Source organism: Streptomyces sp. NPDC058092, assembly GCF_042884935.1.
Lineage (GTDB): Bacteria > Actinomycetota > Actinomycetes > Streptomycetales > Streptomycetaceae > Streptomyces.
In genome coordinates this window covers 136,514-152,634 of sequence record NZ_JBHVSY010000001.1, presented here as the reverse complement: position 1 = coordinate 152,634, position 16,121 = coordinate 136,514, and the positions used below count along the sequence as shown (strand labels likewise).

The following is a 16,121-nucleotide window of genomic DNA, read 5'->3' as shown; positions in this document are numbered from 1 at the left end:
CTTCAGGCGGAGAGCACGGGGCTTCAGACAGAGAACACAGGGCTTCAGGCAGCGAGCGAGGAGCTTCAGACCGAGAGCATGGGGCCGCTAGCAGAGCGCGTGGAGCTTCGGGCGAAGAGCGACAGCCTATGAGCCACGCACCGTAGAGCTGACGATTTCGCCATGTCAATGGATTGAACCTGCTCATTCAGCAGTGGATCAGCCTTGAGATTGTTGATTCAGACCCATTGACAGCCTTCGATTGCCCAACCGATGGTGAGGTGCCTCACTTCCCTCGCGCTCTCCCGGCGCCGGACCAGAAGGGCACCCATGTCTGCCGTGCACCCGTTCTTCATCAACGGCGGCTACGCCGACAGCACCGGTACCGAGACCTACGACGTCATCAGCCCGGCCACCGGCGCGCACATCGGTACGATCCCGCTCCCCACCGCCACGGACCTCGACGCCGCCGTGAAGGCCGCCAACGAGGCGCAGGCCGCCTGGGCGAAGGTCAACGTCTGGAAGCGGGCCGAGATCTGCCACCGTGTCGGCGACGCGCTGTCCGCCCGGGTGGAGGAGCTGGCCCGCCTGCAGACGCTGGAGCAGGGCAAGCCGCTCGCCGAGTCGGTCGCCGACATCGAGGAGGCGGCGCAGCTGTTCCATCTGCACGCCGAGGACGCGGTGCGCCTGCACGGCGAGACGATGCCGTCCACCGACAACACCAAGCGGATGTGGACCTTCTACCGGCCGGTCGGCACCTGGGGCATCATCACTCCCTGGAACTTCCCGCTGCTGATGCTCGCCGAGTTCGTCGCCCCCGGTCTGGCCACCGGAAACGCACACGTCGTCAAGCCGCCGTCGAACACCCCGCTGACCGTGCTGAAGGCCATGGAGGCCATGGTCGAGGCGGGGGTTCCCGCGGGCCTGGTCAACGTCCTGCCCGGCGAGGGCACGGCCGGGGACATGCTGGTGCGCCATCCCGGCATCGACGCCATCGGCTTCATCGGCTCCTCGGCGACCGGCGCGAAGATCGCGGCCGCCGCCGGCCTCAAGCGCTCCATCATGGAGTGCTCGGGCAACGGCCCGCTGGTGGTGCTCGCCGACGCCGACCTGGACGCGGCGGCCCGCGCCGCGGTGTACGGCGCGTACCTGTGTTCCGGGCAGGTGTGCTGCGCCACGGAGCGGGTGGTCGTCCACGCCGACGCGCACGACGACTTCGTGGCGGCCGTACTCCGTGCCGCCGAGGACGTCGTGCTCGGTGATCCGTTCGACGCGGCGACGAACCTCGGCCCGCTCAACAACGAGGGTGTCGCGGCCAAGATGGACCGGCACATGGCGGACGCGCGGGAGCGCGGCGCGCGGATCCTGCTCGGCGGGCAGCGCCGCGCCGGGCAGCCGACCGACCTCTACTACGAGTTCACCGTGGTGGACGGCGTGCCCGAGGACAGCCTGCTCTCCCGCGAGGAGTCCTTCGGCCCGGTCGTCCCGATCATCACCGGTGGCTCCGACGACGAGCTGCTGCGGATCGCCAACGACGACAAGCTCGGCCTCCAGGGCGCGGTGTTCACCCGGAGCATGGCCGCCGCGTACCGGTTCGTCGAGGAGATGGCCGTCGGTCAGGTCGTGGTCAACGACAGCACGTGCTTCTGGGACATCAACATGCCGTTCGGCGGGGCGGGCAGCCGTGGCACCGGCTGGGGCCGCATCGGCGGCAAGCACACCCTGCTCGACATGTCTGACTTGCGTACGGGCGTCATGAGCGTCTGAACGGGCCTGTGACCGGCGCGCCCGTAGGGGCTCCGAACCCTGGACCGACCGGACCCGGTGGCCGCTCCTGGATCAAGGGCGCGGCCACCGGTCCGGGTCAGTCCCCTGGACGCGACCTCCGGAGCAGCCGTATGTCCTCCCCGAGCCCGCTCGACGACATCGACCGGCGCATCATCGCCATCCTGCAGACCGACGGACGCCGCGCCTACAGCCTGATCGCCTCGGACGTGGGCATCCCGGCCTCCTCCGTCCGCTACCGGGTGCAGCGGCTGCAGGATGCCGGCATCCTGCAGATCGTCGGCATCGCCAACCCGCTGACCATCGGTTTCGACCGCATGGCGATGATCGGCATCCGGGTGCGGCCCGGCATGGCCCAGATGGTCTGCCGGGCGCTGCGGGAGCTCCCCGAGACCGCGTACGTGATCATGACGGCGGGTCGGTTCGACGTCATGGCCGAAGTGATCTGCCGGGACACCGACCACTTCACCGACCTGATGACGCGACGCCTCCACCTGATCGACGGGATCGTCACCACGGACTCCTTCTTCGTGCTGGAGGTGCACAAACTGGCGTACGGGTGGGGCGTCGGCGAGGTGGAGACCTCCGTCCTGGACGCCCCCGGGCCCCCCGATGACGCGGGCATCGACCAACGGGTCGACCGCTGACGGCGGATCAGATGAGACCCTGCGCCAGCATCGCGTCCGCGACCAGTTCGAAGCCGGCGATGTTGGCGCCGACCACGTAGTTGCCGGGGCTGCCGTAGCGTTCCGCGGTGGTGTAGCAGGAGTCGTGGATGTGACGCATGATCTCCGCGAGGCGCTCCTCGGTGTGGGCGAACGTCCAGGAGTCGCGGGAGGCGTTCTGCTGCATCTCCAGGGCGCTGGTGGCCACGCCGCCCGCGTTGGCCGCCTTGCCGGGGGCGAAGGCGACGCCCGCGTCCTGGAGGACGCGTACGGCCTCCGGGGTCGTGGGCATGTTGGCGCCCTCGGCGACCGCCTTCACGCCGTTGCGTACGAGGACCAGGGCGTCGGCCTCGTGCAGTTCGTTCTGGGTGGCGCAGGGCAAGGCCACGTCGACGGGGACGTTCCAGACGCCGGTGCCGGGGACATACGTGGCGTGCTCGCCGCGGCGTTCCGCGTAGTCGGAGACCCGGCCGCGGCCGGCCTCCTTGATCTCCTTGAGGAGGGCGAGGTCGATGCCCTTCTCGTCGACGACGTACCCGTTGGAGTCGGAGCAGGTCACCACGGTCGCGCCGAGCTGCTGGGCCTTCTCGATCGCGTAGATCGCGACATTGCCCGAGCCCGATACGGCGATGCGCTGCCCGTCGAGGGACTCGCCCCGGCTGCGGAGCATCTCGGCGGTGAAGAGCACACAGCCGTACCCGGTCGCCTCGGTGCGCACCAGGGCGCCGCCCCAGCCCAGGCCCTTCCCGGTGAGGACGCCGGACTCGTAACGGTTGGTGATCCGCTTGTACTGGCCGAACAGGTAGCCGATCTCGCGGCCGCCGACGCCGATGTCACCGGCGGGGACGTCGGTGTACTCGCCGAGGTGGCGGTGGAGTTCGGTCATGAACGACTGGCAGAACCGCATGATCTCGGCGTCGGAGCGGCCCTTCGGGTCGAAGTCCGCGCCGCCCTTGCCGCCGCCGATGGGCATGCCGGTGAGGGCGTTCTTGAAGATCTGCTCGAAGCCGAGGAACTTCACGATGCCGAGGTTGACCGAGGGGTGGAAGCGCAGCCCGCCCTTGTACGGTCCGAGTGAGCTGCTGAACTCGACCCGGAAGCCGCGGTTCACGTGGATGTCGCCGGAGTCGTCCGACCACGGCACGCGGAAGATGAGCTGGCGCTCCGGCTCGCAGACACGCTCGATGATCCGGGCGTCCATGAATTCCGGCCGCTGTTCGAGGACCGGGCCGAGGGTCTCAAGGACCTCCCGCACCGCCTGGTGGAATTCCTTCTCACCCTGGTTGCGGCGGAGAATCTCCGCGTACAGCGGCTCAATGACACGCATCTGATCAAGACCTTCCGTGAGTGCCCATCGCGCGCGAGGTGCCCCCGTCCCGGGGCACCAGCGGTCCCCCTCGCCATTGAGGGCGTCGCCCGGACTCGCGCGCTGCGGCTCACGAAAGCGACGTACCGAACCGGTGTGGCATTTCGATTGTCCCAGTGGCTCCGGAAAATCGTCTACGTGTCCGCGAACTGGACCGGTCCACGATTACGCGTCCGTACGGCGCCGCATCCACAGCCCCGCTCCGGATGCGAGGACGACCACTCCGGAGACGACGCTCAGAGCGATGTTCAGGCCGTTGTCCTCCACGAGGAAGTTCAGGAAGACGTTCGCGGCGATCGCCGCGCACAGCACGATCCAGAGCAGGGCTTTCACGGAATCCTCCAGGGTCGGGGCGGAGTCTTGCGGTGTCTTTCAGTCTGTCTTGCGGTGTGTCCATCCTCCCGGCCGGTATCCGCCGCCACGAGGGACCGGGCCCCCGGATCCGTGGTGCAGTCAGTTACACCCTCGTGCGGTCCGAACGGTCCCGTTAGGGTTTGCGGAATGGGGACCACCGAGAGAACGGCGGCGCGTGAGCGGGCGGGCGAGCCGGGAAGCGAGCGGTCCGGCGCCGGTCCGCGCCCGGCGGCCACGGATGCGGATACGGATACGGACGCGGCGCGGTGGTGGGTTCCGGGCGTCGCGGTGCTGGTCGTCGTGCCGTTGTACGTCCTGTGGGCGCTGGTGCTGGCCACCGGCGGCGGTGATCTGGCGGCGCAGTTCGCCTGGGCCGGGTTCGCGTCCCGGCATCCCGGGTCCGCGTACAACCTCTCCTGGTACGGAGGGATGCACACTGCCAACTACAGCCTGCTGACGCCGCCGCTCATGGCGGTGTTCGGGGTGCGGGCCGTCACCGTCGCCGCCGGGCTCGGCGGATCGTGGGCGCTGGGGCGGCTCTGTGTGCGGGCCGGGGTGCGGTGGCCGGCCGCGGTGTCGGTGCTGGGGTCGTTGGCGCTCTGGTGCAATGTCGCGTCCGGGCGCACGACGTTCGCGCTGGGCGTGGCGATCGGGCTGGTCGCGCTGTTGTACGTACGGCACCGGCCGGGCGTCGCCGCGGGCTGTACGGCGCTGGCGACGGCGGCGAGTCCGGTGGCGGGGCTCTTCCTCGTGGTGGCGGGTGGGGCGTACGGGCTCGACCGGCAGTGGCGGCGGGCGGCGGTGCTCCTCGTACCGCCGTTCCTGGTGGTCGCGGCGACGACCCTGCTGTTCCCCTTCACGGGCGAACAGCCGATGGCCGTGGGGAGGTTGTGGGTGCCGTTGGCCGCCTGCGCGGCCGTGTGGATCGGGGCGCCGCGCGAGGGCGGCTGGCGGGTGGTCCGGTTCGCGAGCCCGGTGTACGGGGCCGGTGTCGTCCTGACCTTCCTGATCCCCTCGCCCATCGGGACGAACGTGGAGCGGCTGGTGGGGCTGGCCGGCCCGCCCGTGCTCCTCGCGGCGGCACTGGCCGTCCTGGCGGGGTGGGCGGGGGGCGGGTGGCTGCTGCGGGTGCGGGCCGTCCTACTCGTCGGGATGCTCGCGTACAACACCGGCTGGCTGATCGACAAGACCGATGACGATCTGCGGGTCTCCAACACCGTGCCCGCCTGGGCGGCCCATACCGACGGCGTGGTCGCCGAGCTGCGCAGGCTCGGTGCCGAACGGACCCGGGTGGAGGTCGTACCGGCCCGCAATCACCGGGAGGCGGCCGTGCTCGCCCCGCACGTGAACATGGCGCGCGGCTGGAACCGGCAGCTCGACGTGGAGCGCGGACGGCTGTTCTACGGGGAGACGCCGGACCCGGCCGCCTACCGTGCCTGGCTGGACCGGTGGGGTGTGGGCCTCGTGGTGCTGCACAACGGCAGGCCGGACGGGCCGGCCGAGGCGGAGGCGGAGATCGTCCGGCGCGGCACGGACTGGCTGGAGCCGGTGTGGCACGACGCGGACTGGCGGATCTACCGGGTGCAGGGCGCCGTCCCGCTGGTCTCCGCCCCGGGCGCCGTCGTACGCGGGGACGACGCCTCCGTGGTGGTACGGATGCCCGCCGCCGGGTCGGTGACGGTACGGATCGCGTACTCGCCCTGGCTGCGGGCCGACGGCGGCGGATGCGTACGCCAGGACGGCGAGTGGACGCGGCTCACGGTGACGCGGGGCGGCGAGTACCGGCTGGATTCGCACTACCGGTTGTGGCCGTTCGGGTCGTGCTGACCGGGACCGTGCGCGAGGTCCCGGCGCATCGGGTCCCGCCATGACGGCGAGACCGACGCGGGGAGGTCGGTACGGCGTACGGGGCGGAAGCGGGTACGCGGGCCCCGGGGAGTGGTTCCGGGTGCGCGGACCCGACCACGTCGTGACGGGTAATCAGCCATGATGCCGTCATGACGACGTCGCGGGGCCACAGACGTACCCGGAGCGGTTCCCGGCCGGCTTCACCGGGCGGGCCGCCGCCGTCGGGGTACGGGCGCCCCGGACCTGCGGGGCCGTACGCCCACCCCGCTCTCCCGCCCGTTCCCGGGCAGCGCACCGCGCCCCGTATCCCGCCGCGTGCGGGCGACATGCGCCGCTATCTCGCCGTCGCACTCGACTGCTACCTCTGTCTGGTCACCGCCGGGTTACTGGCCCGGCCGTACGTGGGCACGGCCGACGTTCCCGAGGCCGCCGGTCTGCTGCTCGGCCCGGCACTCGCGTTCTCGTTCCTCAATCAGGTGGTCCTGACGGCCGTCGTCGGGGGCGGCGCGGGCAAGCTGATCATGGGGATACGAGTGATCGGACTGCCCGACGCCGGGCGCCCGGGGCCCCGTCAACTGGTGCGGCGCTGGCTGTACGGGCTGTGCCGGGTGCCGTTGCAACCCTGGTACGTAGTGCGCTCGTACCTCGCGGGACCCGGCGTCCTCCCCCTCAGCACCTTCTGGACCAGTGGGCACACCGATCCGGTGGGCCTGCGCCAGGTCCGCCACAGCGACCTCACGGCCCACCGGAACACCGCCGCCGGCCGCCTCTGAGCCGATCAGCCGCCTCGCAGATGTGCGGGACGGAGCCCACTCGCCGGTCGACGACAGGAAGCCCGCCGGACGGCCGATGCCCCACAGGTCCCGGTCAGGCCGCCGCGTTCTCCGTAATCGTGCCCCGACGCTTACAGAGGGTCGCCAGCCGGGGCGCCCGCCGGGCGATGGCGCGCGGTGTGTGTGTGTCGTGCGTGACCATGTTGACTGTCTCCCCTTCGTGAATGAGGGGGGTCCTACGGCTCGCGCCGTGGGGTTTTCTGCTTCGTCGCCGACTGCCCGCCCGGAATTCTCCGTTGAGGTCTTATGCCGGCTCCACAGACAGACACCGCCAGCCCGGCGGCAAGAAGGTTCTTCGCCGCGTTCACGTCCCGGTCGTGGGTCGTCCCGCAGTCGCACGTCCAGGTGCGGACGTCCAGCGGCATCGCCCGGGCGAGGGTGCCGCAGTGGGAGCACAGCCTGGACGAGGGGAAGAAGCGGTCCACGACCACCAGCTCCCGCCCGTACCACTGGGCCTTGTACTCCAGAAGGGTTCGGAACTCCGACCACGCCGCATCGCTGATGGCGCGAGCAAGACTCCGGTTCTTGACCATGTTGCGCACGGTCAGGTCCTCGATCACGAGCGTTTGGTTTTCGCGCACGAGTCGAGTGGTCAGCTTGTGCAGGCCGTCCCGCCTGCGGTCGGTGATCCGGGCGTGGACCTTGGCAACTTTGCGGCGGGCTTTCTCCCTGTTCGCGGAGCCCCTGGCCTTGCGGGCCTGGTTGCGCTGCGCCTTGGCGAGACGGGCGCGGTCGCGGCGTTCGTGCCGGGGGTTGGCGATCTTCTCCCCGGTCGACAGAGTCAGCAGGTGATTCAGACCGACATCGATCCCTACCGCCGTGCCGGTGGCCGGGAGTGGCCGCACGGTCGGGTCGTCGCAGAGCATCGACACGAACCAGCGCCCGGCCGCGTCACGGGATACGGTCACGGTCGTCGGCATGCTTCCCTCGGGCAGGGGCCTGGACCAGACGATGACCAGCGGCTCGCTCATCTTCGCCAGCTTGAGCCGACCGTCGCGGAACGTGAAGGCGGAGCTGGTGTACTCCGCAGACGCGCGGGACTTCCGCTTCGACCTGAAGCGTGGGTACTTCGCCCGCTTAGCGAAGAAGTTCGCGAACGCGCCCTGCAAGTGCCGCAGCGCCTGCTGAAGCGGAACCGACGACACCTCGTTCAGGAAAGCCAGTTCCCCGGTCCTCTTCCAGGCCGTCAGCATCGCGGAGGTCTGGTTGTAGTTGACCCGTTCCTGCCGCGCCCACGCTTCGGTACGGGCGGCGAGCGCCATGTTGTAGACCTTCCGCACGCACCCGAAGGTGCGCAACAGCTCCGCTGCCTGCGCATCCGTCGGATAGAAGCGGTACTTGAACGCCCGCTTAACGTGAGTGGCCATGACTCACACGATAGCCCAGCAGTTCGTGAACCTCAGTAGAGTCCTGAAAGTGGGGTATCCATGGAGGAATCCTGATAGGAGCCGGATGAGAACGCCCGCGTACGCCGAAGGCGGCGACACCGCGGATCCGAGGGGATCCGGGTGCCGCCGCCTTCGTGCGGGATTCGGGCTGCGCCGGGGTGGACGCGTGGGGTCGGGTCAGGCCGCGGAGCCCGCCTTCCAGTCGGCCCAGCTCATGTTCCAGCCGTTGAGGCCGTTGTCGGGGGTGATGGTCCTGTCCGGGGAGTTCTTGACGATGACCACGTCGCCGACGATGGAGTTGTTGTAGAACCAGGCGGCGGGCTGGTTGGCGTCGCCCGCGCCCTTCACGTCGGGGAGGCCGACGCAGCCGTGGCTGGTGTTGGCGCTGCCGAACATCGACCGTGCGCCCCAGTAGTTGCCGTGGATGAAGGTGCCCGAGGTGGACAGCCGCATGGCGTGCGGCACGTCCTTGATGTCGTACTCGCCCTTGCCGTCGCCGTCGGTGAAGCCGACCGTCGCACCGTTCATCCGGGTCTCCTTGAACTTCTCGGAGATCACCATCTGCCCGTTGTACGTGGGGTTGGCGGAGGAGCCGGCAGAGATCGGGATGGTCTTGATCGTCTTGCCGTTCTGGGTGACGGTCATCGTCTTCGTGTTCGCGTCGACCGTCGAGACCTGGTTGCGGCCGACCTTGAAGGTGATCGTCTTCTGCTGCACACCGAAGACACCGTTCGCGCCCTCGACGCCGTCCAGCGCCAGCTTCAGCGTGACGGTGGAACCGCCCTGCCAGTAGCCCTCGGGGCGCAGGTCGAGGCGCTGCGGGTTGAACCAGTGGCCGGCGACCTCCTGGCCGCTGCTGGACGTCACGGTGATGCCGTCCTGGACGGCCTTCTTGTCCGTGATCGGCTTGTTGAAGTTGATCGAGACCGGCATGCCGACGCCGACGGTGGAGCCGTCCTCGGGCGTGAAGTTGCCGATGAAGCTGTTGGCGGGCGACACGGTGGTGAAGGAGGCGTTCTCGTGCGCCTCGCGGCCCTTGGAGTCCTTGGCCGTCGCGCTGATCTTGTACGTGGTCGAGCGCTCCAGCTGGACGTCGGGCTGCCAGCTCTTGCCGTCGGCGGCGAGCGTGCCCTTGACGGCCGCTCCGGCCGACGTGGTCATGGAGACCTGGGACAGCGTGCCCTTGGCCACGGTGACCTTGGCGTCATTGTTGATGCTCGCGTTGGTCGCACCGTTCTTCGGCGCGATGGATATCTGCGCTTCCGACGCGTCCTGGGCGGCGGCCTTGTCGGCCTCGGCCGCCTGCGACTTCTTCGAGCTGTCGGCGCTGCTGCCGCTCGCGTCGCCGTCGTTGCAGGCAGTGAGCACCAGAACGCCGCCGAGCAGTGCGGACGCGGCCATCAGGCCCCTGCGCCGCTTGCTTCCCGTCATCACACGCTTCTCCATACGTTGCCGAATCCCCAAAATCCCCGAGCGGAGCCGCCGTCGATCGGCGAAACCCGTCATTGTTCCTAGAACCCATGGAAAGGGTCCTCGGTTCCACATCCAAGAAAGATGTGGGGAACACCACTCATCGACGCGTGCCCGGCTGTGGCGGTTCCCGACATCGGTCACGTATATGCGACCGGTACGTGCCACGGCCCCGGCCCGCGGAAAGAAGCGGGTCGGGGCCGTGGCACGTACTGCCTGCTAGACCCGCCGCTCCGCACCGCCGCTCACGCCGCTGTGCTCGCCGTCGTGCACCCCATTGTGCGGGATGCCGCCGGCGCCCCCCGCTTCGTGATCTTCGTACGCGTCGCCCTCGTCGTCCGCTTCGTCGTCCGCTTCGTCCTCCTCGCCGAGGTCCCAGGCGTCCGGGTCGGCCGGGTCGTAGTCGACGATCTCGCTGCTCCAGGAGGCCTGGGTGAGTTCGACCCCCGGCACCCCGCTGACCAGGTCGAACGGGTCGACGAGGGAGGCGAGGGCCTCCGCGCCGTCCTCCCGTACGGCGGCCTCGGCCTGCAGGCGCTCCTCGGCGGGCTCGCCGCCGGGCTCGCCGTACTCGGCGGCGATGGACTCCAGTGCGGTACCGCTCAGGGCGGCGGAGTCCGTGATCTCCAACACCATTTCAACCCGAAGACGAACAAACCGTGATGACTCAGAAGTGCTCATACTCCGGAGCGTAAGCGCCCCGCACCTGCGACTTTCCTGCGACCCGCTGCTGTCACTAGCATCGGCGTACAGGCCTGACTGGACGCTGTGACAAGGGGGAACGTTTCCGTGGCCGCTGCTCGTCGCCCGCTCCTGACCGCCACCGCCGCGGGCACCTTGCTGGCCGCCCTGTGGTTCGTCCCGTCCGCCAACGCGACGGACGATCCGGCCGGCACACCGGGCGCACGGAGCCGGCCGGCCACCGCCACCGGGAGCGGTCCTCGGCTCGCCGACACCGGGGCCGGGGTCGACACGACCCCATATCTGATCGGCGGCATGGCGTTCCTGGGCATCGGCGCGGCCTTCGTCACCTACTCGGTACGCCGCACCGGCACACTGTCCGCCTGATTCCCGCCGGAGCCGGTTCCTAGCCCAGCGGTCCGGTCACCCGCTCGACCGCCGCGACCAGCCTGCCCGCCCGTACGAACGCGTCCGCCGCGGCCAGGTCCGGCGACAGGAAGCGGTCCGGTCCCGGCCCCTGGACGCCCGCCGCGCGCAGCGCCTCGACGGCGGCTCGCGAGGCGGGCGCGGGGGTGAGGCCCTGGGCGGCGCGCAGTTCGATGGCGCGGGTCGCCGCGTACAGCTCGACGGCGACGATCCGGGCGAGACTGTCGACGGCGGTACGGAGCTTGCGCGCCGCCGACCAGCCCATGGAGACGTGGTCCTCCTGCATCGCGGAGGACGGGATCGAGTCGGCCGAGGCCGGGACCGCGAGCCGCTTCATCTCGCCGACCAGGGCGGCCTGGGTGTACTGGGCGAGCATCAGGCCCGAGTCCACGCCGGGGTCTTCGGCGAGGAACGGCGGCAGTCCGTGCGAACGGCTCGTGTCCAGCAGCCGGTCGGTGCGGCGCTCGGTGATCGAACCGAGGTCGGCCGCGACGATCGCCAGGAAGTCCAGTACGTACGCGAGGGGGGCGCCGTGGAAGTTCCCGTTGGACTCGACCCGGCCTCCCCCGCTCCCGGCTCCGCTCGACCGGGAGGTACCCCCTCCGAGCACGACGGGATTGTCGACGGCTGAGGCGAGTTCGCGGTCCGCGACGGTCGCGGCGTAGTCGAGGGTGTCGCGTCCGGCGCCGTTGACCTGGGGAGCGCAGCGCACGGAGTAGGCGTCCTGCACGCGGGGCGCGGCGCCTGTGATCTCGGCGTGCCGCCCCGTGAGGCCGGACCCGGCGAGGACCCGCAGCATGTTGCCGGCGCTGACGCCCTGGCCCGGGTGCGGGCGGATGGCGTGCAGTTCCGGGGCGAGCACCTTGTCCGTGCCGAGCAGCGCCTCCAGGGAGAGGGCGGCGGTGATGTCGGCGGAGGTGTACAGGTTCTTCAGGTCGGCGAGGGCCATGACGAGCATGCCGAGCATGCCGTCGGTGCCGTTGAGAAGGGCGAGGCCCTCCTTCTCGCGCAGCTCGACCGGGATGATGCCGTGGGCGGCGAGCAGTTCGCCTGCGGGGCGCACGGTGCCGTCGGGGCCCTCCGCGTCGCCCTCGCCCATCAGCGTCAGGGCGCAGTGGGCGAGCGGGGCCAGGTCGCCGGAGCAGCCGAGCGAGCCGTACTCGTGGACGACGGGGGTGATGCCCGCGTTGAGGACGTCGGCCATGGTCCGTGCGACCTCGGGCCGTACGCCGGTGTGCCCGGAGGCGGCCGTCTTGAGCCGCAGGAACATCAGCGCGCGGACGACCTCCCGCTCGACCCGAGGGCCCATGCCCGCGGCGTGCGAGCGGACGATGTTGCGCTGGAGCCGGCCGCGGAGGTCCTGGCCGATGTACCGGCCGGCCAGCGCCCCGAAGCCGGTGGAGACGCCGTAGACCGGCTCGGGCTCGGCGGCGAGCGCGTCCACGATCTCGCGGGCGGCGGCGAGCGCGCTCACGGCGGCCGCGGAGAGCTCGACGCGGGCGTTGCCGCGGGCCACGGCGATGACGTCCCGGGCGGTCGTACCGGACGCCCCCACCACAACGGTGTGCATATCCACATGCAGAAGCGTACGGACGAATCCCGTCATGTCACCAGAGGTCGTACGGTCAGCCCCTTACCGGTCCGGTCACGCGGTCAGGGGCGGCTGCCGCGCAGGTGACGGCGGTCGTGCGGGGACCTGGGCGGCGCGTCGGCCAGCCGGATCACCTCGCCGTCGCGCCCCGCCACCACCGGCTCCGTGGAGCGGGCCGCCTTCGCCCGGTACTGGGCCGCGTCCGCCAGCCGGAACAGCCGCCGCGCCGACACCACCGGGCCGATCGGATCGCCGGTCGACGCGATCCCGCACGCCACCCCGTCACCGAGCTCCAACTCGGCCGCCCGGTCGCAGAGTTCGGTCGCCACCCGGATCACGTCGTCCGACTCCGGGCCCACCGCGAGCAGACAGAACTCGTCGCCGCCGAGCCGGGCCGCGAGCGCACCGGGCAGCATGGCGCCGCAGCGGGACAGCACCGAGCCGAAGCGTTCCAGCAGACGGTCGCCGACCGCATGGCCATGAGTGTCGTTGACCCGCTTCAGACCGTTGAGGTCGCAGACGACCAGGCTGACCACCGCGCCGTCCGCCCGATGCCGCTCCACCGCCTCGTCGAGCCGCACATCGACGGAGCGGCGGTTGGCCAGCCCGGTGAGCGGATCGGTGAAGGCGAGCTTGCGGACCTCTTCGAGCCGTTCGGTCTGGGAGATCCCGGCGGCGACGACCGAGGCCAGCACGGTCGCGAAGTCCGCGTCCTGGCGCCCGAACACCGGCTCCCCCACCGGGCGGGCCACATACAGCTCGCCCCAGGCCCGCCCGTGCAGCACGATCGGCGCGACCACGCAGCAGCCGCGCCCGCGCCGGCGCAGGGCGGCCGCCCGCTGCCGGCAGTACCCGCGGCCGTACTCGCGCACCCCGGTGCCCGGCATCCCGTCCGCCGGGCCGTCGGCGGTCTCCACCCAGGCGTCCGGTTCACCGCCGCCGGCCCACCGTTCGTGCAGGAACTCGGTGATCTCCGGGAACTGGTGCACCGGGTACGTCTCCTCCTCGGGGAACTCCTCCTCCCCTTCGGCCCGTTCGCCCGCGTTCACCAGCACACGCAGCCGCCCGGGCCCGCGCTCCCACACGGAGAGCGCGGCGAAGCTGCCGCCCAACGCCTCGCACGCCCCCAGCGCAGCCGCTCGCCACGACCCCCGCGGGGTGTGCGCCGCCGCCATCGTCTGCGCAAGCGAAACCACGGCCCGCAAGCGCACATCATCACCACCCATCGCTACAGCTTATGTAGATTTGCGGTAATTTGATCAGTTTGGGATGTCGAGGGTGCTCACTGCGTGTCCTTTTGAAAACTCGACGTCATTCACCGGGCCAGTTCGGCTTCCTCTTCTCGTTGAACGCGGCCACGCCCTCGGCCCGGTCACCGGAGAAGGCCACCGACCGCCAGGCGGCGTCCTCGACTTCGAGACCGGCCCGCAGATCGAGGCCGTGACCGAGCCGCAGCGCCCGCTTGGCGGCCCGCAGCCCCACCGGGGAGTTGGCGGCGATCCGGCCCGCGAGCGCCAGCGCGGCCTCCCGGTCCCGCCCCGCCTCCACCAGCTCGTCGACCAGCCCCGCGTCGCGCGCCTCGGCCGCCTCCACGCGCCGGGCCGTGAAGACCAGCTCGGCGGCGCGCGCCGCACCGATCCGCCGCGGCAGCAACTGCGTACCGCCGCCGCCCGGGATGACGCCGACGGACACCTCGGGCAGGCCCACCACGGCCGTGCGGTCGGCGACGATCAGATCGCAGGACAGGGCCAGCTCGAATCCACCGCCGAGCGCGAAGCCGTGCACGGCCGCGATCGTCGGCATCGGCAGTTCGAGCACGCCGGTGTAGGCGGCGCGGGCGGTGGGGCGCTGGCGCAACAGATCGGCGTCGGTGAAGGAGTTCCGCTCCTTCAGGTCCGCGCCCACGCAGAAGGCCCGCTCGTGGCTCGACGTGAGGACGGTGACCCGTACGCCCGGGTCGGCGGCGAGCGCGGCACAGGCGGCGGCGATCGAGCGGGCCATGTCCGTGGACACTGCATTCATCGCCTTGGGCCGGTCGAGGACCAGCTCGGCGACGTGTTCCTGCCCTTCGTGGACCCGTACGACGACGAATTCCCCGAACCGCTGCTCGGACGTGACGGTCATGACTGCACCCCTCCGGGTTAACGATCGTTACCGAAGGGATCCTATGGGGCGCCTCGGACGGCGGTCCCGGGTGAGCCGTGCGTGGGGAGCGGTCGGCGGTGAGCGGTGGGTGCGGAACGAGCTCAGGACGTGCCCCGGCGCGCCAGCAGCCAGGGCTCCACGACACCGAGGCCGCGCACCGGGCGCTGCCACATCGGCTGCAGCCCGTAGCGGTACGTGGGCACGGACACCGACTCCACGCCGTCCTGGCGTTCCTTCTCCGCGATCGCGGCCTCCGCCGCCGCCTGCGCCTCGGAGGCCGGGGCGTCGCCGGTGCGGGTCAGCTCCTCGGCGAGCGCCCCGTCCACCAGCACGGCGTCCTTCGGCGCTATCGAGGTCAGCCGGCTGGCGAGGTTCACCGTCGTACCGAAGACATCGCCCATTCGGGTGGTGACCGTGCCGAACGCGATGCCGACGCGCAGCGCGGGCATCGTGTCGTCCTGGGTCATCGCCTCGATCAGGCGCAGCGCGATCTCGGCCGCGGTGCCCGCGTCGTCGGCGGCGAAGAGGACCTCGTCGCCGAGAGTCTTGATGAGCCGGCCGCCGTGGGCGGCGACCAGGTCGGCGCAGGTGGTCTCGAACGCCTCGACCAGTTCGCCGAGCTCCTCCTCCTCCAGCCGCCGGGTCAGCCGGGTGAACCCGACGAGGTCGGCGAAGCCGACGGCGAGGCGCCGGTCGACCATCTCCTCGTCGTCGGCGGCCTGCACGACCCGGCCGGTGGCGGCGGCGAGCTGGCGCCGCCACACGTACACCAGGAACTCCTCCAGCTCCGGGAGGAGCAGCTCGACCAGCGGGTACGTGACCTCGGTGCGGGTCATTCCGGGCTCGGGCGGCTCGGTCAGCCCTTCCAGGAAGGAGTCGATCTGCCACTCCGCCAGCCGGGCGGTGGTCTGCCCGGTGGACCGGGCGACCTGGATCGCCATCGGCTCGCTGAGCAGCCCCGCCTCGACGAGACCGGCGAGCCGGCGCAGCGCCAGCACATCGGCCTCGGTGAGCGCCCTGGCCTGCCCGATGTCGGCGAAGCCCATGGCCCGCCAGAACCGGGATGCCAGGTCCATCGAGACGCCGGCGGTACGGGCCGCCTGGAACGGTGTGTAGCGACGGTCGGCGCCCAGGATCAGCTGTTCGAGCCGGATCGCGAGGGGATCGTCGGTCGGTTCCGCCGTGTGGTCGACGTCGTGATGCGGTGTCGGGTGGACCGAAGGTTCTGATGGGGGCTCCGTGCCCGCGCCGGAGGTCGTGTCGTCGACGGTCACCAGCCGCCTCCTGCCCGTTCCCTGCGCACTGCCCTGCCGATCTGTCGGTGGATCGCCTCAACGATACGGCAGGTGTGCCGTGGCTCACGTCCCTAGGGCGTCCCGGAATGTTCCTGGGTGAGCCAGGGGGCGTGGGTGGTTACAGCCGGTGGGTGGTTTCCAGGAGGGCACGGTCTCATGCCCCGGGTACGTGTCCGGGTGGACCGGAAGGCTCGGCAGGATGTTCCTGGGTGAGCCAGGGGGCGTGGGTGGTTACAGCCGGTGGGTGGTTTCCAGGAGGGCACGGTCTCATGCCCCGGGTACGTGTCCGGGTGGA

Annotated in this window: 14 protein-coding genes and 1 pseudogene; 5 read left to right on the top strand and 10 right to left on the bottom strand. The window is 70.8% G+C overall.

All coding sequences use genetic code 11. From position 1 onward, the window contains the following. Window positions 1-309 precede the first annotated feature (309 nt). Window positions 310-1,746, top strand: a complete 1,437-nt coding sequence (locus ACFVV1_RS00770) for an aldehyde dehydrogenase family protein (RefSeq protein WP_389982414.1) — start codon at window positions 310-312, stop codon at window positions 1,744-1,746. A 131-nt stretch (window positions 1,747-1,877) separates the two neighbouring features. After that, on the top strand, window positions 1,878-2,411 hold the full coding sequence (locus ACFVV1_RS00765) for an Lrp/AsnC family transcriptional regulator (RefSeq protein ID WP_389982411.1): 534 nt from the start codon (window positions 1,878-1,880) through the stop codon (window positions 2,409-2,411). 7 nt (window positions 2,412-2,418) lie between these two features. On the opposite strand, the gene gdhA is transcribed toward ACFVV1_RS00765, so the two are convergent. Continuing rightward, window positions 2,419-3,756: an NADP-specific glutamate dehydrogenase gene (gdhA, locus tag ACFVV1_RS00760; protein WP_389982408.1), complete on the bottom strand. Its 1,338-nt coding sequence runs from the start codon at window positions 3,754-3,756 to the stop codon at window positions 2,419-2,421. A gap of 204 nt (window positions 3,757-3,960) precedes the next feature. Further along, window positions 3,961-4,128 (bottom strand): hypothetical protein, encoded by a 168-nt coding sequence (locus ACFVV1_RS00755; protein ID WP_389982405.1) that lies wholly within the window; start codon window positions 4,126-4,128, stop codon window positions 3,961-3,963. A gap of 168 nt (window positions 4,129-4,296) precedes the next feature. Between ACFVV1_RS00755 and ACFVV1_RS00750 the strand changes: the two genes are divergently transcribed. Together ACFVV1_RS00750 and ACFVV1_RS00745 are read left to right on the top strand one after the other, a co-directional pair. Beyond that, complete coding sequence (locus ACFVV1_RS00750; protein ID WP_389982402.1) at window positions 4,297-5,976, top strand: glycosyltransferase family 87 protein; 1,680 nt, start codon at window positions 4,297-4,299, stop codon at window positions 5,974-5,976. A gap of 170 nt (window positions 5,977-6,146) precedes the next feature. Further along, the gene (locus ACFVV1_RS00745) at window positions 6,147-6,770 is read left to right on the top strand and encodes an RDD family protein (protein WP_389982399.1); all 624 of its coding nucleotides are present in this window, start codon (window positions 6,147-6,149) and stop codon (window positions 6,768-6,770) included. A 94-nt stretch (window positions 6,771-6,864) separates the two neighbouring features. Here the strand turns inward: ACFVV1_RS00745 and ACFVV1_RS00740 are convergent. From ACFVV1_RS00740 to ACFVV1_RS00725, 4 genes and pseudogenes are all read right to left on the bottom strand, one after another. Next, window positions 6,865-6,987 (bottom strand): annotated as a pseudogene (locus ACFVV1_RS00740) (ABC transporter ATP-binding protein); the annotation flags it as partial. 19 nt (window positions 6,988-7,006) lie between these two features. After that, on the bottom strand, window positions 7,007-8,197 hold the full coding sequence (locus tag ACFVV1_RS00735; protein WP_389982396.1) for an RNA-guided endonuclease InsQ/TnpB family protein: 1,191 nt from the start codon (window positions 8,195-8,197) through the stop codon (window positions 7,007-7,009). A 198-nt stretch (window positions 8,198-8,395) separates the two neighbouring features. Then, window positions 8,396-9,664 carry an Ig-like domain-containing protein gene (locus ACFVV1_RS00730; protein WP_389982394.1) on the bottom strand — a complete coding sequence of 423 codons (1,269 nt, stop codon included), beginning with the start codon at window positions 9,662-9,664 and terminating at the stop codon, window positions 8,396-8,398. Window positions 9,665-9,907: 243 nt separating this feature from the next. Then, window positions 9,908-10,324: a hypothetical protein gene (locus ACFVV1_RS00725; RefSeq protein WP_389982391.1), complete on the bottom strand. Its 417-nt coding sequence runs from the start codon at window positions 10,322-10,324 to the stop codon at window positions 9,908-9,910. A 153-nt stretch (window positions 10,325-10,477) separates the two neighbouring features. Between ACFVV1_RS00725 and ACFVV1_RS00720 the strand changes: the two genes are divergently transcribed. Further along, window positions 10,478-10,756, top strand: a complete 279-nt coding sequence (locus ACFVV1_RS00720; protein ID WP_389982388.1) for a hypothetical protein — start codon at window positions 10,478-10,480, stop codon at window positions 10,754-10,756. A gap of 19 nt (window positions 10,757-10,775) precedes the next feature. On the opposite strand, the gene hutH is transcribed toward ACFVV1_RS00720, so the two are convergent. The 4 genes from hutH to ACFVV1_RS00700 form a co-directional block, all read right to left on the bottom strand. Next, the gene (gene hutH, locus ACFVV1_RS00715; RefSeq protein ID WP_389983858.1) at window positions 10,776-12,365 is read right to left on the bottom strand and encodes a histidine ammonia-lyase; all 1,590 of its coding nucleotides are present in this window, start codon (window positions 12,363-12,365) and stop codon (window positions 10,776-10,778) included. Window positions 12,366-12,448: 83 nt separating this feature from the next. After that, window positions 12,449-13,612: a diguanylate cyclase domain-containing protein gene (locus ACFVV1_RS00710; RefSeq protein WP_389982385.1), complete on the bottom strand. Its 1,164-nt coding sequence runs from the start codon at window positions 13,610-13,612 to the stop codon at window positions 12,449-12,451. Window positions 13,613-13,697: 85 nt separating this feature from the next. Further along, window positions 13,698-14,510: an enoyl-CoA hydratase/isomerase family protein gene (locus ACFVV1_RS00705; RefSeq protein WP_389982382.1), complete on the bottom strand. Its 813-nt coding sequence runs from the start codon at window positions 14,508-14,510 to the stop codon at window positions 13,698-13,700. Window positions 14,511-14,632: 122 nt separating this feature from the next. After that, entirely contained in the window at window positions 14,633-15,805 is a 1,173-nt protein-coding gene (locus ACFVV1_RS00700; RefSeq protein WP_389982380.1) for an adenylate/guanylate cyclase domain-containing protein, read from the bottom strand. Between the last annotated feature and the right edge of the window lie 316 nt (window positions 15,806-16,121).

What these genes read in the sequence shown, in the direction of transcription:
- ACFVV1_RS00770 (WP_389982414.1), top strand. Translation starts at nt 310, where the DNA reads ATGTCTGCCGTGCACCCGTTCTTCATCAACGGCGGCTACGCCGACAGC.
- ACFVV1_RS00765 (WP_389982411.1), top strand. Translation starts at nt 1,878, where the DNA reads ATGTCCTCCCCGAGCCCGCTCGACGACATCGACCGGCGCATCATCGCC.
- gdhA (WP_389982408.1), bottom strand. Translation starts at nt 3,756, where the DNA reads ATGCGTGTCATTGAGCCGCTGTACGCGGAGATTCTCCGCCGCAACCAG.
- ACFVV1_RS00750 (WP_389982402.1), top strand. Translation starts at nt 4,297, where the DNA reads ATGGGGACCACCGAGAGAACGGCGGCGCGTGAGCGGGCGGGCGAGCCG.
- ACFVV1_RS00745 (WP_389982399.1), top strand. Translation starts at nt 6,147, where the DNA reads ATGACGACGTCGCGGGGCCACAGACGTACCCGGAGCGGTTCCCGGCCG.
- ACFVV1_RS00735 (WP_389982396.1), bottom strand. Translation starts at nt 8,197, where the DNA reads ATGGCCACTCACGTTAAGCGGGCGTTCAAGTACCGCTTCTATCCGACG.
- ACFVV1_RS00730 (WP_389982394.1), bottom strand. Translation starts at nt 9,664, where the DNA reads ATGGAGAAGCGTGTGATGACGGGAAGCAAGCGGCGCAGGGGCCTGATG.
- ACFVV1_RS00725 (WP_389982391.1), bottom strand. Translation starts at nt 10,324, where the DNA reads ATGGTGTTGGAGATCACGGACTCCGCCGCCCTGAGCGGTACCGCACTG.
- hutH (WP_389983858.1), bottom strand. Translation starts at nt 12,365, where the DNA reads ATGCACACCGTTGTGGTGGGGGCGTCCGGTACGACCGCCCGGGACGTC.
- ACFVV1_RS00710 (WP_389982385.1), bottom strand. Translation starts at nt 13,612, where the DNA reads ATGGGTGGTGATGATGTGCGCTTGCGGGCCGTGGTTTCGCTTGCGCAG.
- ACFVV1_RS00705 (WP_389982382.1), bottom strand. Translation starts at nt 14,510, where the DNA reads ATGACCGTCACGTCCGAGCAGCGGTTCGGGGAATTCGTCGTCGTACGG.